This window comes from Nitratireductor sp. ATLC21, assembly GCF_057196525.1.
Genome location: NZ_JBXUOU010000002.1, coordinates 705529 through 729006, shown reverse-complemented (window position 1 = coordinate 729006; position 23478 = coordinate 705529). Strand labels below are relative to the sequence as shown.

24 protein-coding genes are annotated in these 23478 nt (G+C 59.5%); 11 read left to right on the top strand and 13 right to left on the bottom strand.

Going from position 1 to position 23478, the window contains the following annotated elements; genetic code table 11:
* Positions 1-133: 133 nt before the first annotated feature.
* Entirely contained in the window at positions 134-649 is a 516-nt protein-coding gene (locus tag AC2CHD_RS11040) for a helix-turn-helix domain-containing protein (protein WP_484553719.1), read from the top strand.
* A 70-nt stretch (positions 650-719) separates the two neighbouring features.
* Entirely contained in the window at positions 720-1958 is a 1239-nt protein-coding gene (locus tag AC2CHD_RS11035) for an MFS transporter (protein WP_484553718.1), read from the top strand.
* A 136-nt stretch (positions 1959-2094) separates the two neighbouring features.
* Here AC2CHD_RS11035 and AC2CHD_RS11030 read toward each other — a convergent pair whose 3' ends face one another.
* The 3 genes from AC2CHD_RS11030 to AC2CHD_RS11020 form a co-directional block, all read right to left on the bottom strand.
* Positions 2095-3357, bottom strand: a complete 1263-nt coding sequence (locus AC2CHD_RS11030; RefSeq protein WP_484553717.1) for a glycosyltransferase — start codon at positions 3355-3357, stop codon at positions 2095-2097.
* A gap of 161 nt (positions 3358-3518) precedes the next feature.
* Positions 3519-4025: a GNAT family N-acetyltransferase gene (locus AC2CHD_RS11025; RefSeq protein ID WP_484553716.1), complete on the bottom strand. Its 507-nt coding sequence runs from the start codon at positions 4023-4025 to the stop codon at positions 3519-3521.
* Between the two features lie 115 nt (positions 4026-4140).
* The gene (locus tag AC2CHD_RS11020; protein ID WP_484553715.1) at positions 4141-4602 is read right to left on the bottom strand and encodes a winged helix-turn-helix transcriptional regulator; all 462 of its coding nucleotides are present in this window, start codon (positions 4600-4602) and stop codon (positions 4141-4143) included.
* Positions 4603-4700: 98 nt separating this feature from the next.
* On the opposite strand from AC2CHD_RS11020, the gene AC2CHD_RS11015 reads away from it, so the two are divergent.
* Positions 4701-5936: an MFS transporter gene (locus AC2CHD_RS11015; RefSeq protein WP_484553714.1), complete on the top strand. Its 1236-nt coding sequence runs from the start codon at positions 4701-4703 to the stop codon at positions 5934-5936.
* A gap of 66 nt (positions 5937-6002) precedes the next feature.
* Here the strand turns inward: AC2CHD_RS11015 and cml are convergent, their stop codons facing one another.
* The 8 genes from cml to AC2CHD_RS10975 all read right to left on the bottom strand — a co-directional run bounded on the left by cml (position 6003) and on the right by AC2CHD_RS10975 (position 16398).
* Positions 6003-7217, bottom strand: coding sequence for a CmlA/FloR family chloramphenicol efflux MFS transporter (gene cml, locus AC2CHD_RS11010; protein ID WP_484553713.1), 1215 nt, complete (start codon positions 7215-7217; stop codon positions 6003-6005).
* A 288-nt stretch (positions 7218-7505) separates the two neighbouring features.
* Positions 7506-8036: a DinB family protein gene (locus AC2CHD_RS11005; RefSeq protein ID WP_484553712.1), complete on the bottom strand. Its 531-nt coding sequence runs from the start codon at positions 8034-8036 to the stop codon at positions 7506-7508.
* Positions 8033-9142, bottom strand: coding sequence for a cupin domain-containing protein (locus AC2CHD_RS11000; protein WP_484553711.1), 1110 nt, complete (start codon positions 9140-9142; stop codon positions 8033-8035). The genes AC2CHD_RS11005 and AC2CHD_RS11000 overlap by 4 nt, the downstream gene beginning before the upstream one ends.
* A 21-nt stretch (positions 9143-9163) precedes the next feature.
* Positions 9164-9811 (bottom strand): maleylacetoacetate isomerase, encoded by a 648-nt coding sequence (gene maiA, locus AC2CHD_RS10995; protein ID WP_484553710.1) that lies wholly within the window; start codon positions 9809-9811, stop codon positions 9164-9166.
* On the bottom strand, positions 9808-10503 hold the full coding sequence (locus tag AC2CHD_RS10990) for a fumarylacetoacetate hydrolase family protein (protein ID WP_484553709.1): 696 nt from the start codon (positions 10501-10503) through the stop codon (positions 9808-9810). The genes maiA and AC2CHD_RS10990 overlap by 4 nt, the downstream gene beginning before the upstream one ends.
* The gene (locus AC2CHD_RS10985; RefSeq protein ID WP_484553708.1) at positions 10504-12495 is read right to left on the bottom strand and encodes a TRAP transporter permease; all 1992 of its coding nucleotides are present in this window, start codon (positions 12493-12495) and stop codon (positions 10504-10506) included.
* Positions 12496-12544: 49 nt separating this feature from the next.
* Positions 12545-13504, bottom strand: a complete 960-nt coding sequence (locus AC2CHD_RS10980; protein ID WP_484553707.1) for a TAXI family TRAP transporter solute-binding subunit — start codon at positions 13502-13504, stop codon at positions 12545-12547.
* A 143-nt stretch (positions 13505-13647) separates the two neighbouring features.
* Entirely contained in the window at positions 13648-16398 is a 2751-nt protein-coding gene (locus AC2CHD_RS10975) for a benzoate-CoA ligase family protein (RefSeq protein WP_484553706.1), read from the bottom strand.
* Between the two features lie 93 nt (positions 16399-16491).
* Between AC2CHD_RS10975 and AC2CHD_RS10970 the strand changes: the two genes are divergently transcribed.
* Both AC2CHD_RS10970 and AC2CHD_RS10965 read left to right on the top strand, forming a co-directional pair.
* Complete coding sequence (locus tag AC2CHD_RS10970) at positions 16492-16893, top strand: acyl-CoA thioesterase (RefSeq protein ID WP_484553705.1); 402 nt, start codon at positions 16492-16494, stop codon at positions 16891-16893.
* Positions 16883-17692 (top strand): IclR family transcriptional regulator, encoded by an 810-nt coding sequence (locus AC2CHD_RS10965; protein WP_484553704.1) that lies wholly within the window; start codon positions 16883-16885, stop codon positions 17690-17692. Before AC2CHD_RS10970 ends, AC2CHD_RS10965 begins: the two co-directional genes overlap by 11 nt.
* On the opposite strand, the gene AC2CHD_RS10960 is transcribed toward AC2CHD_RS10965, so the two are convergent.
* Positions 17684-18544 (bottom strand): RNA polymerase sigma-70 factor, encoded by an 861-nt coding sequence (locus tag AC2CHD_RS10960; RefSeq protein ID WP_484553703.1) that lies wholly within the window; start codon positions 18542-18544, stop codon positions 17684-17686. The two genes, AC2CHD_RS10965 and AC2CHD_RS10960, sit on opposite strands and share 9 nt — an antisense overlap.
* A gap of 205 nt (positions 18545-18749) precedes the next feature.
* Between AC2CHD_RS10960 and AC2CHD_RS10955 the strand changes: the two genes are divergently transcribed.
* Genes AC2CHD_RS10955 through AC2CHD_RS10945 form a run of 3 tightly spaced genes read left to right on the top strand, consistent with a single transcriptional unit; the run spans position 18750 to position 20035 of the window.
* Positions 18750-19208: a carboxymuconolactone decarboxylase family protein gene (locus AC2CHD_RS10955; RefSeq protein ID WP_484553702.1), complete on the top strand. Its 459-nt coding sequence runs from the start codon at positions 18750-18752 to the stop codon at positions 19206-19208.
* Between the two features lie 52 nt (positions 19209-19260).
* Complete coding sequence (locus AC2CHD_RS10950) at positions 19261-19596, top strand: cupin domain-containing protein (RefSeq protein WP_484553701.1); 336 nt, start codon at positions 19261-19263, stop codon at positions 19594-19596.
* A gap of 28 nt (positions 19597-19624) precedes the next feature.
* Positions 19625-20035 (top strand): PaaI family thioesterase, encoded by a 411-nt coding sequence (locus tag AC2CHD_RS10945; protein WP_484553700.1) that lies wholly within the window; start codon positions 19625-19627, stop codon positions 20033-20035.
* Positions 20036-20064: 29 nt separating this feature from the next.
* On the opposite strand, the gene AC2CHD_RS10940 is transcribed toward AC2CHD_RS10945, so the two are convergent.
* The gene (locus tag AC2CHD_RS10940) at positions 20065-20439 is read right to left on the bottom strand and encodes a winged helix-turn-helix transcriptional regulator (RefSeq protein WP_484553699.1); all 375 of its coding nucleotides are present in this window, start codon (positions 20437-20439) and stop codon (positions 20065-20067) included.
* A gap of 77 nt (positions 20440-20516) precedes the next feature.
* Here AC2CHD_RS10940 and AC2CHD_RS10935 point away from each other — a divergent pair, with 77 nt between their 5' ends.
* The 3 genes from AC2CHD_RS10935 to AC2CHD_RS10925 all read left to right on the top strand — a co-directional run bounded on the left by AC2CHD_RS10935 (position 20517) and on the right by AC2CHD_RS10925 (position 23405).
* Positions 20517-21425 (top strand): SMP-30/gluconolactonase/LRE family protein, encoded by a 909-nt coding sequence (locus AC2CHD_RS10935; RefSeq protein WP_484553698.1) that lies wholly within the window; start codon positions 20517-20519, stop codon positions 21423-21425.
* A 51-nt stretch (positions 21426-21476) separates the two neighbouring features.
* Positions 21477-22385: a helix-turn-helix domain-containing protein gene (locus AC2CHD_RS10930; RefSeq protein WP_484553697.1), complete on the top strand. Its 909-nt coding sequence runs from the start codon at positions 21477-21479 to the stop codon at positions 22383-22385.
* 288 nt (positions 22386-22673) lie between these two features.
* On the top strand, positions 22674-23405 hold the full coding sequence (locus AC2CHD_RS10925; RefSeq protein ID WP_484553696.1) for a class I SAM-dependent methyltransferase: 732 nt from the start codon (positions 22674-22676) through the stop codon (positions 23403-23405).
* Positions 23406-23478 lie beyond the last annotated feature (73 nt).

The following is a 23478-nucleotide window of genomic DNA, read 5'->3' as shown; positions in this document are numbered from 1 at the left end:
CTCCATCCGCTAAACCGCACCCGCATATGATACTCTGTTTACAAAAGCGACTTCGGTTAGTGAGGGCAGTGATGCCAAAGCGGCATGTGACGGGCCAAGTTGGAGATTTACAGTGAAAGGTCGTGGGAAAATCATGCGCCAGCTGCGAGTTCAGCGAGGCATGAAGCAAAATTACCTGGCAGAGTTGATGGGCGTGGACCAAGCGACAATCTCTCGTTGGGAGCGTGGAGACCTTGTGCTTCGCGACACTGAATTGCGCCGGATCCAAGCTCTTCTGCGCGTTCCACCCGACCCGGCTGAGGACGTTGCGCTCAAACGGTTGATTGAAGGTTCAGCCAGAAAAGTTCACCTGATCTGTGATCGCACGCACCGTCTTCTAGCGGCTTCCCCCGCACGGCAAACTGAATGGAAAGAGCCTGCTGCCAACTATGTCGGCAGTTCGCTTTTTGCATTTGCCTCCCTTGAAATCATTGCCGCCGAGGATCGCCTCGTCGAACTGGGCTGGCATGTGGAAGAGACGACAAGCCTTGAAATCGCTACAGGCCCCAACCGCGATCCCGACTTTCGCATCCTTCCGGGAAGAGTGCTCTGGGAGCGTATTCACTTGTCAGACGGTTCGCCAGCGCGCATCGTCACGACGCTGAGCTGACCTGCGCCGCGACATTTCCATGCATATTCTATGCGTGGAACTTAGCGCGGCAGGTAGCTAGCCTCGCAACATGGATCCCAACACACTCACAACAAGCCCCTGGCCACGAATTGTCCTGCTTTGGCTGGCCGGCGTTCTTGCGGCCGCACAATTGGGCAAAATGGCTGCGCTCGCGCCGTTGATCTCCAAAAGCTACATCCTGTCGCTCACCCAGACCGGCTGGCTGATCTCGCTATTGGAAGTTTCCGGTGCCACGCTCGGGCTCGCGTGCGGTTTTGCCATTGCACGCATCGGTGCGACCCGAGGATTGTTACTTGGCCTCGCGCTGCTCGCGGTTGCTGGCCTGATGCAGGCTTTCGCCGCAGATGCGGGCCCCCTATTTATCGCGCGCTTCATCGAAAGCGGGGGCTACCTTTTTGTCGTCATCGCAGCGCCGAGTCTGATCGCGTCCCTTACCCCTCCGGAAACCCGCGGCCCTGCTCTGATCCTGTGGAGCACTTTTGTGCCTATCGGAATTGCCGTAGGCGCTATCCTGTCGGGCGCTGGCACGCTTGCGACCAGCTGGCAACAGATATGCCTTCTCTGGGGAGGATTATCCGTCGTTGCCGGCGTTGCCTGTATTACTTTGCCGCGCTCAACGAACGTCGGCGGAAGCAAGCTCAAAATCCAACTTCCCGGTCGAATAATCTGGCTGTTTGCGGCCGGGTTCGGCTTCTATACCACCGTTGAAGTCGGCGTCCTCGGCATGCTTCCAAGCTACCTCACCGATATATGGAACATGCCACCAACCACAGCCGGCCTGGTCACGGGTGCCGCATCGGCCAGCACCGTTATTGGCAGCTTTCTAGCAGCCTGGTGGATCCGTCACGCAGATGCAAACACCGCCCGCACCGGGCTGAGAATTATTTTCGCTGGGCTTATAATTCCGGCCATGCTGTGCGTCGCGCTTTTTACGCCACCCGGGCGGCTTGCACTGCTTGACGCCTGGAGCATCTCCCTGCTCGCAATTGCGATCAACGCAGCTTCGGGTCTGCTGCCTGCAATTGTCTTCGCTCGCTTACCGGACCTCGTTGCGAGGGCGGACGTGAGTAATGCTGATGGAATCGCAACGGCGAATGGCCTGCTTGCGCAGTTCGGCGCAGCGGGCTCTCTCATCGGACCACCTCTGTTCGCGATGATTGCACAGATGGCGAGTTGGCCATTCGTCGGCCCAGTGATCATACTGTTGAGCGTCTTGTCTGCAGCTCTGTTTGCCTGCGCGGAACGTTCAGCCGCTGTGCCCCATGCGCAGGCTACAGCGGCCAATTAGTACCCGAAGGAGTGAACATGCTGGATGTCGGACAGCCGGCAGTCCGGCCAGAATGCAGCTCTGAACCAAAGGGCAAGCTGTTCAGAGATAGCGACAAGAACTGCGCAGGCTTGTCCCGATGAACGTTAAGCGGGTTTCAGCGGACGCCCTGTCGCTTCAATTCCACTTCAAGCCTGCTTTCGATAAACGAACAGGCATTTTCGATACCATCTTCGCCATGTATCGCTCGTCCAATGGATACCGCATGCATCCGCATTGTCTCATCATCCATTGCCTGGAACGCTGCGGCGAGAACATCAGCGCTCATGTTCTGTTTGTCGATCGGTTTCGGTCCGACGCCTAGCTGGGCAATCCTGCGCGCCCAGAACGGCTGGTCACCGAGGAAGGGGCAAATGGCAGTCGGCTTTCCCGCACGCAGCGCCGCGCCTGTGGTGCCGGCGCCACCGTGATGGAGCGTCGAATGCACCAGCGGAAAAAGCTGGTCGTGCGGCGCCCCCGCAATCACATGCATATCATCTGAAGCGCGCACATAGCCGAGCGCCCCTCCCGCCGTGGCGATGAGGCCGCGCTTGCCAGCCCGTCGCAGACCGTCGATCACAGTCTCGGTCAAGCGCTCCGGATCGGTCCCCGGCATGCTGCCAAAGCCGACATAGACAGGCGGCTCACCTGCCTTCAGGAAAGCGGCGAGGTCCGGATCGGGACGCCAGTCGCGCGCATCCAGAAACCAATAGCCGGTCACGGCAACATCCTGGCCCCAATCATCCGGCTTGGGGATGACATGGGGACTGTAGCCATAAAGCGTTCCTCTCAAGGGAGCGGCCTTTCCCCGCGGGGCGAGCGAGAGGACTTCGGCACGCCATTGCCGTACTGTTTTGGAGAAGATGAAGCTTCCGCCATGGATCATCAGCCCATGGCTCAGGCGGTTGAGCGGGCCAAGCGAGGTAAAGGGCAGTATTGGTGTCGGAAAGGCGGATGTGGGTGTGAAGCCGGGCAAGGGAGATGCCAGAAACAGCGGTATGTTGAGCTTTCCAGCAATGTGTGGCGCGCCGAGTGCCTTCGGATGATACAGGATCGCATCGGGGCCAAAAGCGCGCGCTGCCTCCCACTCGGCATCGAGCAAGCCGCGCATCAAGTGCCGATAGTGCTTGATGAGTTTGAACCCGGCACCAAACCCGGTGCCCGAGCCGCCCATGATCTTCTTTGTCTCCGGGCGCTCCAGCAGATCAAGGAAGGCTTCTGGCAATGGCGCGAATGTGACACCTTCGGCTTGAACAGCGTCTGCAAACTGGGCAGGCGCTATGAGAAGAACCTCGTGGCCGCGCGCTTTCAGTCCTCTAGCCAGCGCAAGATAGGGCTGAACATCGCCACGGGTGCCGAGCGTATGGATGGAAAGGCGCATTGTCGTTCCTTCACCCGTTCAAAGGTCGATGGATCCCCGATCCAGAGACGAAAGCTGAATCCTCCCCTCACCCAACAAAACGGTGCCACAGGGAGATGCTGCAGGGAACAGTTGGCCCAAACAACAGCCAGGCGTGTCTTTTCACGCCGGGACTGCGGTGCTCATAGCCTGAGCATCATCGCGCAGCGCCCCTCCATAGGCAGTCCCGCCTTCTTCTCTGCCGCCAGAACATTCTTGAGGAATGAGGAGCTGTTTGGTGCCACCAGACCAAAACCGCAAGACTCATAGAATGGTGCGTTCCACGGGACATCACGAAAGGTGGTCAGTGTGAGCGACGACAGGCCCTGCACTTTCGCCCATTGCCGGGCAGCATCGATCAGCGCGCGGCCCAGCCCCTTGCCCTGATGTTCAAAATGCACGGACATCTGCCAGATATGCAGCGTCGCGCCATGGCGTTCCGCACTCAGAAAACCGATCACATCCCCATCGATAGTGGTCACCCAGGATGTTCCCCGGGAAATCAGCTCACGGTGACGATCGGCTGACTGCACGTCATCATCGGCTATCCACGCCAAGGCGGGAATCTGGCGGAAGGTCTCTCCGCTCGATCGTTCAATCTCCGGTAAAAAGTCAGCGTCACTCTCGATTGCGGGGCGTATTGTTTGCATGGGCAAGTCCGGCTTATTCTATGTTGTCACGCAGGCAGCATCGCGGCGCCAGTGGGACTGCACGCCAGGATCAATTGAATGAATCTGATGGCATCTGCGACCGCAGTCCAGCAGGTCAAAACGCGTTTTCTGAAACCTTGCTTTCAACGACACGGGTCTCGCGCCAGTCAATGTCTCGTCCATCAGCCGCATGGAGCCGAAGCGGCGCAACCGGCTGGCCTGTTCGGGTATCAATGAGAAGAGAACGTTCTTCGCCATCCCGATAGAGATGTGCCTCCCCCCATTGACGAAGGGCCACAATCACCAGGAACAGGTCACGTCCCTTCTCTGTCAGGACATATTCCTGATAGGCACTACCATCGGATGCTGGCACAAGCTCAAGGATGTCCAGCTTTACGAATTCGCGCAGACGGCTTGCCAGCATGCCTTTGGCGATCCCGAGATTTTGCTGAATCTCACTGAAGCGCCGAAGCCCATCGAACGCATCGCGGATGATGAGCAGCGACCACCAGTCGCCAATCGCATCCAGCGCGCGCGCCACCGGACACTCCGCTTCCCGAAAACTCTTGCGCTTCATGATGGCACTCCTCTCGCCCGATGGGTGGTTCTAAATTAGAACTAGATTCCGTCATTAGCAAGTGGTCTCATTATCGAACCGAATGATAGCGAGCTACCATGACCACAAAAACTCAGTCGATAGAAGGTGCACGCCATCTCGAAGCAGATGTTCAGCGCGCGCAAGACCGAACCAACCTGTTCCGGCTTTCTCTTTGGCTGTTCGCTCTCACATGCGGCGTCAGTGTTGCGAATGTCTATTATGCACAGCCCTTGCTGGATTCGATTGCAGCATCCTTCGCAATCGAGCCTGGCCGCATCGGCATTGTCGTCACTCTCACCCATGTAGGCTACGCGCTCGGGCTCATATTCCTCGTGCCGCTTGGGGATATGGTTGATCGCAGAAAACTCATTATTGGGCAGACACTCCTCTCTACCGGAGCCCTTGTAATTGTCGGAACATCAGCAACAGCCACGATCTTCCTCAGCGGCATGATCGCAGTCGGTTTGCTTGCTGTCGTTGTCCAATCTCTGGTGGCGTTGACTGCCACGCTGGCTTCACCGCATGAGCGCGGGCAGTCCGTGGGCTTTGTGACGGCTGGGGTGATAACCGGCATTCTTGGCGCTCGTTTTATCTCGGGTGCGCTGGCGGATCTGGGCGGTTGGCGTCTTGTCTATCTGGCCTCGGCGGGGCTTATGTTCTGCCTCTCCCTGTTCCTCATGCGGGTTTTGCCAAGGCACACCCAGCACTCTCGATCGGAGAGCTATCTCGCCGTCCTGAGGTCGATGCCCAGGCTTTTTTTCGGCGACCCGTTGTTGAGAAGCCGCGCCATTCTGGCGTTCCTTGTCTTCGCCAGCTTCAGCACGCTCTGGACATCGATAGTCCTGCCTCTGAGCGCACAGTCGCTCTCGCACACACAGATCGGGCTTTTCGGTTTTGCGGGGCTTGCTGGCGCGCTGGCAGCCAGTGGTGCCGGAAGGCTGGCCGACCGCGGATTGGGGAACTGGACAACTGTGGCAGCGCTTGTGCTTCTCACCCTGTCATGGCTTCCGATCAGTCTCTTGTCATCGTCGCTGGTCCTGCTGGCTTTCGGTGTTGTGCTGCTGGATCTGGCGGTGCAGGCTGTCCACGTTACCAACCAGAGCCTCATCTTTGCCGCGCATGCCGGATCGCACAGCCGGTTGGTGGGCGGGTATATGACGTTCTATTCCCTTGGCAGCGCGGTCGGCGCCATCGCTTCCACAACGGTGTACGAGGCATTTGGCTGGGCGGGCGTGTCGATCCTCGGTGCCGGGTTCAGCCTCACGGCACTTGTATTCCTGGGGATGTCACGCGTGTTGTCACCCGATGCATGAAAATGCATGAGATTGGCTAGCGGCACCCAGCAAAAGGGGTGCCGCTGAGTATCTGATTTATACCGGTCAGGACTCCTTCAACTGCGGATCAGCGTCACGCCGAACCCAAAGCAGGAACAGACCACCAGAGACAAGAACCGCCATGGTTGCCGCGTAGCAAATCACCGGCCAGGCCGTATCGCCATTCAACACCGTGACAGCCAGCGTGCCAAACACACTGACGATGAGGCTTTGAACACAGAAGTAGAATGCCACCGCCGAGCCGGCGATATCGTCGAAGTCAGCAAGCGCCCCGTTGGCGGTGACCGACACCGTGAAGACGATACCCACGGCGACTACCCACATCGGTACGATGAAACTGGCGAAAGATGGCGGCGCGAAGATCTGCCCCATTCCAAGAAGAAGCGATCCAGTCGCGAGCAAAGCCATGCCCCGCCCAACACATCCGGCTACACCCCATGCCTCGATGAAGCGCCTTGCAAACCGTGTCGTCGCGATCATAACAAGCGCAACGGTCGAAAAGACAAGGCTGAAAGAAAGTTCGGAATATCCGGCCTGACCGACAAGAACTCGGGGTGCCGTCGAAAAGAACACGAAGAAGCTTCCCATGCCCGCGCTGAACCCCAGCGTATAAACCCAGAAGGGCAGACTGCCGAAGATGGGCATGACCGAGCGGCGTGTTTGAGTTTTGTCTATGGGCCGTGTTTCGCGCCATCGCGATGCCGCCTGCATGGTAGCGAGCAGTGCCAGCAAGCCAAGCGTGATGAAGATTGCCCGCCAGCCGAACTGCTTGTCGATAAGCGCTCCGGCAATGGGGCCAACCGCAGGCACAAAGGCCAGCATTGAACTCAAGAGGCCGTAGATTACGGCCCCCTCTGGTTTCTGGGCATAGACGTCGCGAACGGTGGCGAATATCGCCACAAGCATGGCCGAAGCCCCGATCGCCTGCACCACACGGAGCGCGACGAAGACAGGCGCACTCTCCGCCCATGCAGCAGCGAATGAGGTGAAAACAAAAACCAAGGCACCGGCCAACAAGACCGGTCGTCGGCCGATGCGGTCGGAAATCGGGCCGAAGATTACCTGGCCCAACCCGAGCATCACCATATACAGGCTCAAGGTGAGCTGGACAATGGCGGGGGTCGTGTTCAGGATCGCCGGCATGGCCGGCACGATGGGAAGATAGATATCCATTGCCAGAGAGGCCAGAATATCGAAAGGCGCCAACAGCAGCAGTGCTGCCGGCAGCGTGAGAGCCCATTGTGGGCGTTTTGTAGTCATGAGAATGATACCGCTCTTTCAAGAGATGAAGGGCGGCGGCAGCTCGTCAGTGTTTCCAGATTGTTGGTTTGACCAGCGCCGCAACAACAAGAATGTCGTTGCGGCTTATCTGTCTGCTGACTTGGAGCTTTTCATTGCGAACACCAGTTAATCAGATTTTGGCTGGTTCCATAACGGATGCTTCTGAATACCGCAATTGGCCTCGCAGCTTTGAGCAGGGACCAGATAAGACATCAGAAACAGCAAAGCGCAGTGCGCATTGTCTTCTCACGAACCGGGGGATCGGCCTCACCCGAGCACTGCGCTAGTCTCCAGATCCGCAGCAGCCTGCCACAAGGTGGTGGCCCGGCGATGCGGAATATCCGCAATTGTCCAAGACGGGCCGCCCGCACTCTCCAATGCAATTCCCCAATCTTCTCCCCGAAGATCGCGAAGCACCACATTCAGATGTACCTGCGAATGTGCGAACAGATTGCGCAGCGCGCGTGGTGGCAGGGAGGCCGTAACGTCAATCGCTGACCGGGCAACGCTCCAGGCAATGTCGCCCGACGCATTCTCGCCGCGCTGGAGGGCCGCTAGCGCCGTGCACATAGCGCGCGCCTGAAGGCCGACCATCGCCACGGCATGGGCACGGGTCAGCCATCGCGGCACTGTCTCACACAGCGCCGCATCCGACAGGTCGTTGAGTATGCGCGCGAAATTGGCCGTGCCGCGGCGCATCAGGTCGAGCACTTCCGCAGGAGCCTCCGGCGCATCGTAGCGCGCGCCGGCACCCTGCCGTTCGCGCAGTTCATGCCTGCGAAGATCGAGATCGCTCACGCCTCACGGCCTCCGATAAAGGTCCTTGCGAAATCGAGCCGCTCGATAATGGGCGCATCCGAAAAGCGGAAAAGATCGAACTCGCTCTCCGCCTCCAGCGACCACGCGACCCAGGACGGCACGACGAAAAGGTCACCTTTCTCAAGCCTGTGAACCTTGCCGTCCAGGACGACACTTCCCCGTCCCTCGAATATCTGGAAAACGCTGGAGCCCACCTCCTGCCGATCCGGTGTTTTTGTCCCCTCGCGCAGGCGGTGAAACTCGCAGCGAATGGTGGACATGACGTCGCCGCCAGTTGTCGGATTGACGAAGCGGATCGCCGCGTGCCCCGGCTCCGCTGTCGCTGGCTGACCTTCTTCCTCCAGCAGCAATTGCTCGGTCAGCGCTCGGTCCGTGTACTCCCAGCGATAGGCCCCTATCGGCGAGCTCACCGTGTCACGGAGGCCCGACAGTGGGCGTAGCCCCGGATGAGCCCAAAGCCGCTCCGAACGTGAAAAGCGCGGCGTCGCATAATCGGTGACGCGATCTGAACCGAATTCGAAAAAGCCCACGTCGTTCTGTTGGCAGAACGGGATATCGAGCCCGTCGATCCACGCCATCGGATGATCCGTATCGTTGTGATGCCCGTGGAAGTGCCAGCCGGGCGTGAGCAGAAGGTCACCACGGCTCATCCGGACAGGGTCACCATTAACGACCGTCCACACCCCCTCGCCCTCGACCACGAAACGAAATGCGTTTTGCGAGTGACGATGTTCAGGTGCGGTCTCGCGTGGTCCCAGATACTGGATCGCCGCCCAAAGAGTGGGCGCGACATAAGCGTTGCCGCCCAGGCCAGGATTGGCGAGACCCAACGCCCGGCGCTCGCCGCCGCGACCGACCCGCACAAGTTCGCCCGATCGCTCGGCCATCGGCAGAATATCAGCCCACCTCCAGACATGCGGCACTGCTTTGGGTTGCGGCGTGAACGGCATCAGGTCGTCGCGCTGGGTCCACAACGGCATGATATGCTCGCGCTCGAACGCCGCATAGAGATCACGCAGTTCCGCCGATTCTTCTGGCTGTCCCGCTCCTTCAGACAGGGCGTCCATGAGGTTCATATCGTGCATGGGAGGGTCCTTTCATACCATTCAGGCCGCATCCGGCTGATTGTGCGGCGCTGCATCCGAGAAAGCTGGCAGGACGTCCAGTTCACCGAAAATCGCGGCGATCGTCGGCCAATCCTGCATGTCGATATCGAAGCGGCGGTTGTTTAAGACCTGAGCGTAGAGACAGGTGTCGGCGAGGCCGGGTGTGTCGCCATGACAAAAGCGTCCCGTGGCCCCATCGCGCGCCAGTGTGGTCTCAAGCGCATCGAACGTAATGCGCACCCAATGGGTGAACCACGTCTTCAGCGCCCCCTCGTCGGCACCGAATGTTTCGCCCAGATAGTTCAGCACCCGCAGATTGTTCAGCGGATGGATTTCGCACGCGATCATGAGTGCCAGCGCCCGCACACGCGCCCGGCCATCGGGATCGACCGGCAGAAGCGGCGGTTCGGGGTATGTCTCATCCAGCCATTCCATGATGGCGAGCGACTGCGTCATCACCTCTCCATCCGCACGCTCAAGGGCGGGAACAAGACCAGCCGGATTGAGGGTGCGATAGGCTAGCGTCCGTGTCTCACCTTTTCGCAGCGCATAGGGGATATAGTCGTAGCCCAGCCCCTTGAGGTTCAGAGCCGCGCGCAGCCTGACCGAAGTGGACGAGCGAAAGAAATTGTGCAGACGAAAAGTCATGCCCGGGGCCCGATCCTGGTGCTGATCTGCCCCAGACCCTCGATGGAAACCACGCACTCGTCACCCTCGACCAGCGGGCCAACCCCGGCGGGTGTGCCGGTCATGATCACATCGCCGGGCTTGAGGGTTATGGAGTTCGAAAGGATCGACACGATCTCGGGAACGGACCAGATCAACTCGGAAAGGTCCGCATCCTGCTTCGCCTCACCGTTCACCGTGAGGCGGATCGCCCCTCTTGACGGATGACCGATCACGCTCGCCGGATGGACCGGGCCGATCACCGCCGACCGGTCGAACCCCTTGCCCATGTCCCATGGCCGGCCCTTGTCACGCGCCTCCAGTTGCAGGTCACGGCGGGTGAGATCGTTGCCGACCGCGTAACCCCATATGCAATCATTGGCTGCGGCCTGATCGACCCCCGCCGCCTCCCTGCCGATCACCACCACGAGTTCCGCCTCAAAGTGGAGGTTTTCCGTCAGGGGCGGATAGGCCACCGTTTCACCGTCATCCACCACCGCATCGGCCGGCTTCATGAAGAAAAAAGGCGGATCTCGCTCGGGGTCCTTTCCCATCTCACGCGCATGGGCGGCATAATTGCGCCCAACGCAGAAGATGCGGCGTACGGGAATTCGCTCTTCTCGGTCAGCGACCGCAAGACCCGGGATCGCGGCTGGCGGGAAAACGAAACTCATTCAACTCTCCATTTCTCGTGTGTGCGGTTGTGGCGCGATGCCGGAAGGCCTGATGGCGGCCAGCCACTGGACAAGTAGCAGCAGGAGGCCAGCCGCGTTCACCCAGAGTGTCGATCCACCGCCGATGCCCGGTGGCAGAAGCAGCGCGACGCCGGCGACGCCGATGAGGACGCGCCGAAGCGCGCGCGCAGGGCCAGCGAACCAGCCGATAAACGCTGCCGAGATCGCGTAGACACCCAGCACTGCGGTGATAACCGCCAGTGCGATGTCCAGCGGATCGCCGATCAGAAGCAGGGCCGGCGAAAAGACGAACAGGAACGGGACGATGTAGGCAGTCCAGCCGAAGCGCATGGCTTCCAGCGCCGTTGGCAGGGGCGACGCCTTGGCGATCGATGCCGCAAAGAACGCACCGATGCCGATAGGCGGCGTCACCATCGACATCATGCCGAGATAGAAAATGAACAGATGCGCGGCGATGGGCTCGACGCCGGTTTCCACCAGCGACGGCGCGACAAGGACGGCGAGCAGCAGATAGACACCGACGGTGGGCATGCCCATGCCAAGGATGAGACAGACGGCGGCCGAAATCAGCAACAGCAGGAAGAGGCTGCCCTGCCCAAGGTCGACCAGTGCAAACGTGACCGCAAAACCGAGCCCGGTGACATTCAGCACACCGATGATGAAGCCGGCAGCGGCCGAGATCATGATGATTTCGGTGATCGACTGCCCTGTCTCGACCGCGCAGCGCCACAGATCGCCAGGCCGCATGCGGACCTTGCCATAACCGGCAATGAGGCCGATTGCGATTGTCACGGCCCCGCCCCAGAGCGCAGCGGTCTCCGCACGCTGGTTGAACCAGAAGAGCGCCAGCACAATGGTCGCGAAGGGCACGATAAACACCCAGCCGCGACGCATGACACCAGCAACCGGCGGGATATCCTCCCCTTCCACGGGGTGTATGTCCTGCTTTGCCGCCAGGAGATCGGCTTGCACGAACAATGAGACATAGTAGAGCAGTGCCGGAACGAGTGCGGCGACGACGATCTCGGAATAGGGTTTCTGCAGGATATCGGCCATCAGGAAGGCGACAGCCCCCATGACCGGGGGTGCAATCTGTCCGCCGGTGGATGCCACCGCCTCGATGGCTGCTGCCGTGGTGCGGCGGAAACCGGACTTGATCATCAACCGGATGGTGACGATGCCGGTCGCAACAATGTTGGAGACCACCACGCCAGAGATCGAGCCGAAAAGCCCCGAGGCAACGATCGATATTTTTGAGGCTCCGCCCCGCCTGCGCCCCATGGTGGCGAGCGCAATATCGTTGAAGAAATCGCCGCCGCCGGAACGCAGCAGCAATTGCCCGAAGAACACGAAGGCGATGACCACCGTTGCCGCAACGTTGAGCGTGACACCCAACAGGCCGTTGGGATCGAAGGAAAGGTAGACCGCCATCCGGTCGGCGGCGACTTCGCGCGTCTGCAACACGCCGGGGACGAGATGGCCGACCAGCCCGTAGCCGCAGATGGCGAGAACGATAACAACAAGCGTCCAGCCAACAGTGCGACGCAATCCTTCGAGAACCAGCAGAAACAGCGCAATGCCGGCGATCAGCGCATCCCAGGGCAGCATCATCGCCGAGGAAACGAGCGTCGGGTAAGCCCACGCCACATAGAGGGACAGACCGAGGCCCAGACCGGAAAACGCGAGATCGAGCGGACCTGCGGCTTGCGGCCCCGTCCTGCGCACCAGAAAAACGAGACCGAGACTCAATCCGAGTACGATCGCCAGGAACTGCTCGGTGTAATAAGAATAGCCGAGCCGCGAAGGCAGATCGGCTGCCTGGGCGATGGAGACCAGCGTCAGCCCACCGGCGAGCGTCGCCATGATGATGCGCTGCCAGGCCGGAGCGGGCAGAGTTTCAGCGCTCTCGTCGACCAGCGGAACTTCGCTGTGTGCAGGACGTTCTGATTGTGCCATTTCGTTCTCACGCATTGCAGTGTTTGCCGCAGAATGGCGCGGACATGGTCCGCGCCTTCAGAACTCACTCAGCCGGTTGCAGAGAAATCCCGCGATCCGCGAAGAACGAAATCGCGCCCGGGTGATATTCCAGACCGGGATAGGCCTTGTAGGCGGTTTCGAGATTGAGTGCGCGCAATGGCGGATAGGCTTCGCCGATGGCTTCGCGACCATCGAATATCGCTGCCAGAAAGCGCTCGACCACATCGTCGGAGACATGGCTTCCGGCCACCAAAATATTGTCCCAGGTGACGAACATCATGGGTTCCTCTACACCGACACGCACCGGCGCCGGCTCCACCTTGGAGAAGTAGAAGGCCGGACGGACGGCCCGGATCTTCGCCAGCGTCTCCTCATTCGCATTCACTTTCAGGAAGCGCACACCGCCCACGGAAGCATCGACCTCCGCAACCTTCGGTCCGCCGACTGCAAAGAAGGCGCTGTCGACCCGACCCGAGGCCATATCGTCCGATCCGCGAATGAGTTCCGGCACCGGCACCTGCTTGACGTCGTTCCAGTCGAGACCACCGGCGGCGAGGATCGCGCTAATATGCGAGCGCGCTATGGGGAAGGCATCCCAGCCGGAGGGCACAGAGCGGCCCGAAAGATCTGTGACGTTTTCCAGTCCCGACGAAGCTTTCACATAAAGCCCGACGGGGAACGGATTGATCCTGGCCACTGCACGCAGATTGGGCATTGGCTGATCGTATTCGCCGCTGCCCTCAATGGCCGAGATCACATCGTTGACGTCATTCAGCGAAAACTCGGCAAGCTGCTGATCGAGCGCCTGCATCATCTGTGCATTGCCGCCATAGGGCTGCACGACCACCCGCATCTCGGTGGCGTTGCGAACCTCGCCTGCCATCACGGATGCCATGGTGTTCCACACGGAGCCCTGCGGCGGTGTGGAGATGGAACTGACCTGTGCGGCAGCCGGAGCTGAAATGCCAAGGGCAGCGACTGCTGCAATAAGTAAGCGGTTCATCTGTTTCCTCCCGATTGTTTTCTGGTTCCGGCCGCGGGCCGGCATTTCTCTGGCCATGCCCTCCCCAAGGCCGCGTTCGGCCAAACCGGTGGCTGCGACCACCCGTTCATCGCCAGTCTGGATCACGTATTTTGCCGGCCCGGTCAGGCAACCCGTCGGGGAAGCATCAAGGCCTGTCGGTCGATCTTTCCGGTTCCCGTTTTGGGCAGTTCGTTCACGAACTCGACGATGCGTGGATATTTGTAGGGTTGCAGAACCGACTTCACATGCGCCTGTAACCGGGCGCGCTCCTCCTCATCGCCACTGCCGGAGCGCAGTTTCACGACCGCTCGCAGGGTTACGCGGCGGTCCGGTAATTCATGCGCCAGAACTGCACATTCATGCACGTCGGGATGATCGTTGAGGCAGCGCTCCACCTCGAGCGGCCACACCCATTGACCCGACACCTTTATGAGTTCGTCGGCCCGGCCCTGAAAATAGTAATAACCCTCACGCTCGATGAACCGGTCTCCGGTATAAAGCCAGTCGCCCCTCATGGTTTCACGGGTTTTGTCCGGGCGGTTCCAGTAGAAGGGGGCGGAGGAATGGCCGCGCACGAGCATCACTCCTTCCTCTCCCGGCACAGCAGGCCGTCCCTCCGGCGTTTCCAGGCGGATCTCATAACCGGGAACCCGGGCACCAGCGGAGCCCAGCCGATGGTCATCCAGACGATTGGACAGGTAGATATGAAGCATTTCAGTTGAGCCCAGACCTTCCGTGGGCCCGTGTCCGGTCAGCGCTTTCCAGCCATTGTAGACATCCTCGGACAGAATCTCAGCGGCCGACATCGACTGGCGCAAAGAGCTCAGATCGCGCCGTTCAACACCTGCGCTGCGGCAAAGAGCCGTGTAAAGTGTGGGCAGGCCAAAGAAGACGGTGGGGCGGTAGGCTTCGATCGTATCGAGCACAGTCTCTGCGCGCGGCTGCCCCGGCATTAGCACCGCAGTGGCCCCGACCGAGAAGGGAAAGGTGATGGAGTTCCCAAAGCCGTAGGCGAAATACATTTTCGGAACGGAGAAACAGACATCGCCGGCAGACAGATCGAGGATATGGCGTCCGAAGCTCTGTTGCGAATAGGCCATATCGTGGTGCAGATGCACGATACCCTTGGGCCGACCGGTAGAACCTGAAGAATACATCCAGAACGCCATGTCGTCGGCGCTGGTATCCGCGCATTCCAATATCTCGGACTGCCCCTCCAGAAAATCGGTGGAGGGCTGAAAAACGCCCTCCCGCGGACCGCCATTTTCGGCATTGACCAGCACAACCCTGCCGATCTGTGTATCCTTCAACACCTCACGGGAGAATTTTTCAGCCAGGTCTGCCTCGCACAGGGCGATGGCAGCACCCGTGTCTTTCAGGAAAAAATTGAGCGTATCGGCATTGGTCTGGACGTTGAGCAGAACGGGAACAAAACCTGCGCGCACTGCACCGAAGAACGCAGCCGGATAGGCGGGCGTGTCGTCCAGGAAGAAGGGTATGCGCGCGCCGCGCTCAAGCCCCGCCGCGACGAAGGCATTGCCCCAGCGCGCCGCTTCGCGGACGAGTTCGCCGTAGGTGCGATCGCCGGCCGAGCCCGTAACCGCAAGGCGATCAGCATTGTGCGGAAGATTGCCCCAGAGAATCTCTGAACAATTTGGATGCGCATCTGGATCGAAGCCGATTTCGGCGGCTCCATCGACATCCCTTCCCACCGGGTCAACGATCCGTCGAGTGTCATTCGCGGCTTCGTAGCGCGCCATGAACTCAGGGGACATCCTGCGCAGCCTGTCCATATCGACGCGGCCTGAGCGGGTAATGTAGTCGAAGGCGAAATCGAAGGGCGCACGCTCCATCTTCTCGCCAAAACCCTCATACCACTGCGCCGACACATTGGCGGCGTCGACAATCTTTTTTGCGATGGGTTTACGCGCCGTTTCAAACGCTGCAAGCGCGGCATCCACATCCGCATGATCGACAAGCGCCGCAACAAGGGCGATTGCATCTTCCATGGCAAGCCTTGTTCCAGACCCCACAGAGAAGTGCGCCGTATGTGCGGCGTCGCCAAGCAGGACCTTGCGGCCCGAGACCCAGTTATCGCACCAGAGTTTGGGAAACCGGCGCCAGTTCGATTTATTGGTTATGAGATGCGCACCTTCCAGAACGCCGGCGAAATATACCTCGCAGGCACGACGGCTATCCTCCTCGCTCATCCCGTCGAAGCCCGCCGCACGATACGTTTCCTCGCCGCATTCGACGATGAAGGTGCTGCGCCCCGGCGCGTAACGATAGTGATGAGCGTTCATCGGGCCGGCGATGGTGCGGATAAAGGTCTGCGTCAGCGTTTCGAACGTCCGTTCGGCGCCGAACCATGCGAAGCGGTTGCCGAAATGGTCGAGCGTTTCGCCAAAGCCCGCCGGATCGCTTGCGCGTACGACCGAGTTCAATCCGTCAGCCCCGATCACAAGGTCGGCGTTTTCATTCAGCGCCGACTCCGGGCCTTTGAGTCGCGTTTCGAAACGAATCTCGGCACCGAGCGACTGTGCGCGCTTGCGCAGGATCTCGATCAGTTCAAGGCGGCCGATTGCGGAAAACCCGATCCCGTCCAGAACCACACGTTCCGCGGGATGGTTCAGCGTCATGTTTCGCCACCGCTCCATATTGGGGGTGATGAGTTCGTAGGTTTCAGGGTCGTCGGCACGCAGAAAATCGAGCGCCTGATCCGAAAACACGACGCCAAAGCCGAATGTCGCGCCCATCGGATTCTGCTCCGTCACACGAACATGCGTTTGCGGCATCCGGCGACGGAGCAAGATGGCGGTGTAAAGGCCTGCCGGTCCACCACCAACAATCTCGACATTGCGAAGCGTTCCCATTTTTCCTCCCGGTCGAAACGAAACCCGACATCTGGACCCTAACCTAAGTTTTACGTATTATGCAATAGATTTTATATTAAGGAATAACCAAAGATGCCTCATCGATATGCCTATCGTGTGCTTTTCGGCGACTGCGATCCCGCTGGGATCGTTTATTACCCGCGGTTCTTCGCCTGGTTCGACAGAGCCTTTCATGACTGGCTTTTGGCTCATGGTGGACATCGGGCCCTGTGCGTGCGCCTGAATGCAGTGGGGTTCGGGCTGACGGCTGCAGATGCGCGCTTCCACAGCCCGGCCCGGGAAGGAGACCTGCTCACAATCTCGCTAGCCATCGCCGAGTGGAATGCCCGTCAGCTTTCGCTTGACTATCAGGTTCACTGTGGCGACAGACTCATTGCATCGGGCAACGAACAGCGCAGGCTCTTTCTGCACAATGGCGAGCGCATCATTGCCGGCGACATGCTGAGGCTGAAGGAATTGATGGATGCTGGATAAAAAGGCGAAGACCGCGGGCGTTTCTGGCGGCATCCAGTCCGTCGACATCGCGCTTCATCTCGTTAGGGAACTTGCGCGCTGTGATGGCCCGGTTACCCTTTCCGATCTAGCGCGGCGCGCCGGAATGCCACCGAGCAAGGCCCACCGCTATCTGGCGTCTTTCATCGCTGCGGGGCTGGTGGTGCAGGCCGGACGCTCAGGAAAATACGACCTCGGTCCGGCGGCAATGGACATCGGACTCTCCGCACTCGCCCGCCATGACTTTGTCAATCGCTCAGCCGACTCGCTGCCTGAGCTACGCGATGCAACCGGAATGACAGCGCTTCTCTCCGTATGGGGCACTGACGGCGCGACCGTTGTGCGCTGGGAGCGCGCACCGGCACCGGTCATAACCTCGATGGGGCTCGGAACCACCTTGCCGCTTTTGACGTCTGCTTCGGGGCGTGTGTTCATCGGATGGTCGCCCCCCGGTGCCATTAGGGAACGGCTTGCAAAGGAACTTGAGCTCGCGAAGTCAAACCCGACACTTGCTCATCGGGAAGATTTCAACGAAGCGTCTGTTCTGGCCCTGCGTGGAAGCATCCGGGCGGCCGGCTACGCATCTGTCGACGGACGATTCATACCGGGGCTGGTGGCAATAGCAGCGCCGGTTCTGGATTGGCAGGGCGAGGCTCAATGTGCGATCACCCTGATCGGCACAGACCCGGCTTCGGTTCAGCCGGACGGGAAAGCCGTATCAACGCTTCTTGATTTTTGTCAGCGCCATTCCGTGTCCTCGCCAGCCAAGAGCTCAGTGTGAGGGGGTTGATAACTTCTCAGGATTCAGCACACGCATGATTGACAAGATCCGCACGCCATCTGACGCAAATGACGTAACCGCGTGCGTTCGTCCATCGACCCTCCCAATCATGCCAGCCTGACCATTCACCTCCACCAGTTCGACGGCAAATCCACGCGGCAGTTTTGCAAGCACCCCCACCTCCATGCGCGCAATCCGCTCGGCGCCGGTAACAGGTCGGAGCGCCGCCCAGGTCTTTCCGCCACCATCACTGACAAATACCGCATCCTGCGCTAGCAATTCGGCGATACGTTCCGCGTCCCGCTCCTGCACGGCTTTGACATAGCGCTCCACAAGCTGCCGATGTGCAGCGGGGGACACTTCAAAGCGCGGCTTGTCACGTCTGACACGTTCTCGTGCCCGATGGACAAGCTGCCGACAGGCCGCCTCGCTTTTGCCGAGGGCAATCGCAACTTCGGGATAGGCGCAGTCGAAGACGTCATGCATCAGAAACCCTACCCGTTCCTCTGCGGACAACCGTTGCAGGACCATCAGAAGCGCCATGGAAAGGTCAGAGGCGAGTTCGGTTACATGATCCGGGGACGGCTCTTCAGCCAGCAAAGGCTCGGGCAACCACGGCCCCACATATCTCTGGCGCTCCGTCTGAAGCGCCCGCAGCCGATCAAGGCACAGGCGCGATGACACGGTCACCAGCCATGCTTCCGCTGAACGGATTTCGCCCGTCTCGGCGCGGTGCCAGCGCAGAAACGCGTCCTGTACCACGTCTTCGGCTTCCTGCCGTGAGCCAAGCATGCGGTATGCAAGGCCAAACAGGCGTGGCCGCAGCTTTTCAATATCTTCGCCTGACGCCATGCCGTTCCTCACTCACCCACTACCACTCAAGTGATCAGACGCGGGAACACTTCCTGTTGTGACAACTTTGCAGAGGTTTTTGCCGATCACCTTCCAAAAATTCTCTCGCAAGCTGTCACAGCCGGTCCGCCTCTGCGTCTTTATAGACATTGCATCGATCACACAGCGCGACCGATCCAGAGAAGCAAATGAAGAGGACGACCCCGTGGACCCGAGACTCAATTTCTACAAAGAAGCCCCGGAATTGATGAACGCCCAGATGGAGCTGAAGAGGGCCGTCGATGATTGCGGGCTGGAGAAAGGGCTGCTTCATCTGGTCAATCTGCGCACCTCGCAGATCAATGGCTGTTCCTATTGCGTCGACATGCACAGCCGGGAAGCCCGCGATGATGGCGAAAGCGAGCAGCGGGTGTTTCTCGTCTCGGCGTGGAAGGAATCCCCACTCTATTCCGCGCGCGAACGTGCAGCACTCGCCTGGACTGAGCAGGTGACGCTCATCTCGCAGGGTGGTGTCCCCGATGCCTTGTATGAAGAAGCGCTCCAGCATTTCAGCAAAAGCGAACTGACAAAGCTGACGATTGCTCTTGGCATGATGAACATCTTCAACCGGCTTTGCATCGCCTTCCATGCGGTTCATCCAATTCGGTCCGGCAAGGAGGCCTGATGAGCGCCGCATGTGCGACGCCGAGGCAAGTTTGATGAATCGGAGTTCAGCGATGACCACTATACTTCGTTCGTTCCCAACCCTTTCGCCAGAGAGCCGCTCCATCCGCTTCGAGGGGCGCGACCATGGCAGCCCGGTCTCCTTCTTTCTCATCGACACCGATCCCGGCAAGGGATCGGATCTGCACACGCACCCCTATGCGGAAACTTGGGTGCTGCGCGCCGGCACGGCTGAGTTCACGATAGGGGAGGAGCAGATTATCGGAGCAGCAGGCGACATCATCATTGCCCCGCCGAATGTTCCGCATCGCTACATCAATACGGGCACCGGGCCGCTGCAGATGGTTTGCATTCACCCCGGCGACCGGATTGTCCAGGAACTGGTTTGAGCATTCTGGCGCACCATTGGAAAAGATCATGGACGATTTCTACAATCTTTCACTGAAGGTTCTGAAAGCCCAACCCTTCTCGATGTCCCTCGGCACCGAGCTTACGCGGGCGACGCCGGAGGGCGTGACGCTTAGCCTGGCCGTGACAGATCATCACAAACAGCAGCATGGTTATGTCCATGGCGGTGTTATCAGCTACCTCGCCGACAATTCACTCACATTCGCTGGTGGGCTGGCTCTTGGTGGCGATGCATTGACGTCCGAGTTCAAGCTTAACTTCACCAGACCGGCCAAGGGCGACCGGCTTGAGGCAAGGGCAGAAGCCAAAAGCGTCGGCAGGCGCCAGGCTGTCTGCCGCTGCGAGATATATTCGATCGAAGGCGATCAGGAGATACTCTGTGCGCTAGCGCAGGGAACCATTGTCGCCTTTGGGAAGTGACGACCGACCTGAAGCCAGTGGCCTGGCGCTCACTCTCCGAGCTTGTCGGTCTCCTTGTCATTGAGCGCCATGCCCCATTCCTTGGCGAGTGCCCCCAACGGCACAAGCTTGTCATAGATGGCAAGACCAAGCGGCGTCACCTCATAGCCCTCAGGCGCCCGGTGCACCAAAAGCGCCTCTTGCAACTCCTTCAGCCGCTGGTTCAGCGCCGCCGGCGAAATGGTTTCGCACCGCTCTTGCAGGCCGCGAAACGTTGTCGGGCCACCTTCGGCCAGAGACCACAACACGCCCATTGCCCAGCGTCGCCCAAGAAGATCGAACAGCGCCATGACCGGCGCGCCGGATCGCGATCCGCGCACGGGCTGGCCGGGTTTGGGAATAGGCGTTCTGCTTTTTTGCTGCATGCTATAATTTCCATAGCAATTGATCGGATGGCGTGCTATTTAATTTGTAGCATACTCATCAGTGGCGGGAATAGACCATGAATGACAGCAGCTATGAGATCTGCGATGCCCGGTTCAAGCGCTCGGTGCAGCTTGCCGAACCGGTGGAAAGAATCTGGACCGGTGGGCGCTGGACCGAGGGGCCGGTCTATTCGGCGCTTTGGCGATCGGTGATCTTCAGCGACATTCCGAATGACCGGCGGCTGCGCTATGATGAACTGACCGGCGCGGTAGGCGACCACTGCTCGGGCCTTGGCGCCTACACCAATGGCAGCACGCTCGACCGAGAAGGCCGTCTGGTCATGTGCAATCACGGCACGCGCTCGGTAACCCGGATCGAACTTGACGGACGCCTCACCGTGTTGGCGGATCGCTATGATGGCAAGCGCTTCAACTCCCCCAATGACGTGGTGGTGAAGTCCGATGGCTCCATCTGGTTCACAGACCCGACTTATGGCATCGAAACTGATTATGAAGGTTTCGCCGCCGAACCCGAGCAGGATGGGCAACATGTCTACCGCATCTCCGCAACCGGAGAGGTGACGCGGGTGGCGACGGATTTCGTTTGCCCCAACGGTCTCGCCTTTTCGCTGGACGAGGCCATTCTCTACATCGTGGATTCCGGCGGCACGCGCTATCCCGACGGCCCGCGCCACATCCGCGCCTTCCGTGTCGAGGGTGATACGCTGAGAGGCGGAGAGGTCTTTGCCACCTGTGTGGTCGGCGTATTCGACGGGTTCCGGCTGGACGCACAGGGGCGCATCTGGACGTCAACAGGAGAAGGTGTGCATGTCTACCACCCGGATGGGACCCTGCTCGGCAAGATATTCGTTCCGGAGGAGGTCTCGAACCTGACCTTTGGCGGCCCGAAGCGCAACCGGCTCTACATCACCGCAAGCAGCAGCCTCTATACCGTTCTGCTGGCATCGTCGGGACCCGTCCAATGACGCCCTTTCAAAACCCGCATGGGTAGCGTGCACCTGGAACGGGAGGAGAAGATGGACCGCCCCATCTGCCCCGAAGAACTGCCACAGTGGATGGCGGGTGAACTCGTCATTGACAGCACACCACTCGGCTGGAGCGGCATCAAGTTAAAGCACTACCGCACCCCGCCTCAGGAGATCAGCGTCCCGGGGCTGAGAGATTTTGCGATTGTTGCCTACCAGAATCGGGAGACGATCAACTGGCGCCCCAACGGCAGCACATGGGAAAGCGCGTCGGTCAGTTCAGGCAGTGTTTCAGTGGTGCCCCGCTCCGAGACCTCTCATTGGCGATGGGACCGGGTGATCGAGTCCCTGCACATCTACATGCCCTTCGACGCGTTTGCGCGCATCGCTGAAGATGCTTTTGAACGAGACATTGCGGAGATAGAGCTGGAGGCCAGTCTGGCGGCGCGGGACATGGCGCTGGCAGAAATGATCCAGCGCCTCGCCATGGAAGCGCTTGCAAAAGGCCTCGGCGGGTCCCTCTATGTGGAGGCACTACGTTGCCAGATAGCCGTCCACATCCTACGCAACCATGCCAACATCAGATTTCAGTCAAAGGAATGGAATGACGGTCTGCCACAGGCGCAACGCAGGCTACTTGTGAACTACATTGATGAGAACATCGGGACGAGCATATCGCTTTCCGAACTCGCCTCCCTTGTGGGGTTGAGCGTGTTCCACTTCAGTCGGCGCTTCCACAAGGAGTTTGGCCGCCCACCCTATGCTTATGTGTTGCATCGGCGTCTGGAGCACGCGAAAGAACAACTTTCCCGCAAGGACCTGCCCCTGAAAGCCATTGCGGCAGCCAGCGGGTTCTCAGACCAAAGCCATATGACGCGGTTGTTCAAGCGCATATTGAATGTCACGCCTGGAGAGTATCGCCGACAGGTGTTATCGAACTGGCGAACGGCCGAGACATAAGCAAACGGGCGTTCTGGCACGAACCAACTGGTCGCTGCCCAGCCCATCAGTCGCACCTGTGATCTGTCCTGATGGCACTTGACCTGGCTGTTTGTTCCAGCAATCTTTTACAGATGGTCGAAGAGGACGCCCATATTGTCTCCCGCTTGGCCGGCACTTCATTGGCGAAGTGCCGGAGCGTAGTGCGCCCGACCTGATCAAGCGACACGCCAATACCGGCCTCGCCCTTCCGGACGAGGTTTCTCTGTTTGGCTGGTGCCTCGTCCAATATCTTCATAGGAATTGAACATGGCACAGAACATTTACGATGATCTAAAATTCTTCGCTGGATACAGCCAGCTTCCAAGACAGATTCACGGGTTGGATGGTGCTCCAGAATGGAGTGCCATCAAAGCTATGCTGCCGCCCCTTGAAGGGAAGCGCATAGCCGACTTGGGCTGCGGATTCGGCTGGGCATCCCGATGGATGCGGCAACAAGGAGCAGCGTCTGTAGTCGGGTACGATCTCTCCGAAAAGATGATCAACCGGGCCCGCGCGGATACAAAAGATGAAGCAATCGACTATCGGATTGCCGATCTTGAGACGCTTGAACTGCCAGAGGGCAGCTTCGATCTCATCTATAGCGCCCTGACATTTCATTACATCCAGGATTTTGACCGACTGGTCGGCATGATGCATCGAGCTCTGGTGTCTGATGGCGTGTTGGTATTCACCATCGAACACCCGATTTTCATGGCCGCGTCGCAGCCGGATTGGATCGAGGATGATAAAGGACGCAAGACATGGCCGGTCAACGGCTATGCAATCGAAGGCGAACGCCGCACCAACTGGTTTGCCGATGGCGTTTTGAAGTATCATCGAACCATTGGCACAACGCTGAACACCCTTATTCGCAGAGGGTTCCGGATCGACCAGATTGAAGAATTCGCCCCTACCGCAGCTCAGATCAGGGAGAACCCCGGCCTCGCGGAGGAACTGGAACGCCCGATGATGATGTTGGCCGCCGCTCACAGAACCTGACCGCACGGAAGGCTGCCAACTGGCAGCCTGCCGCCCGTCGCGCAGAGACTGCGATCAACCGCGTATTGAGCAT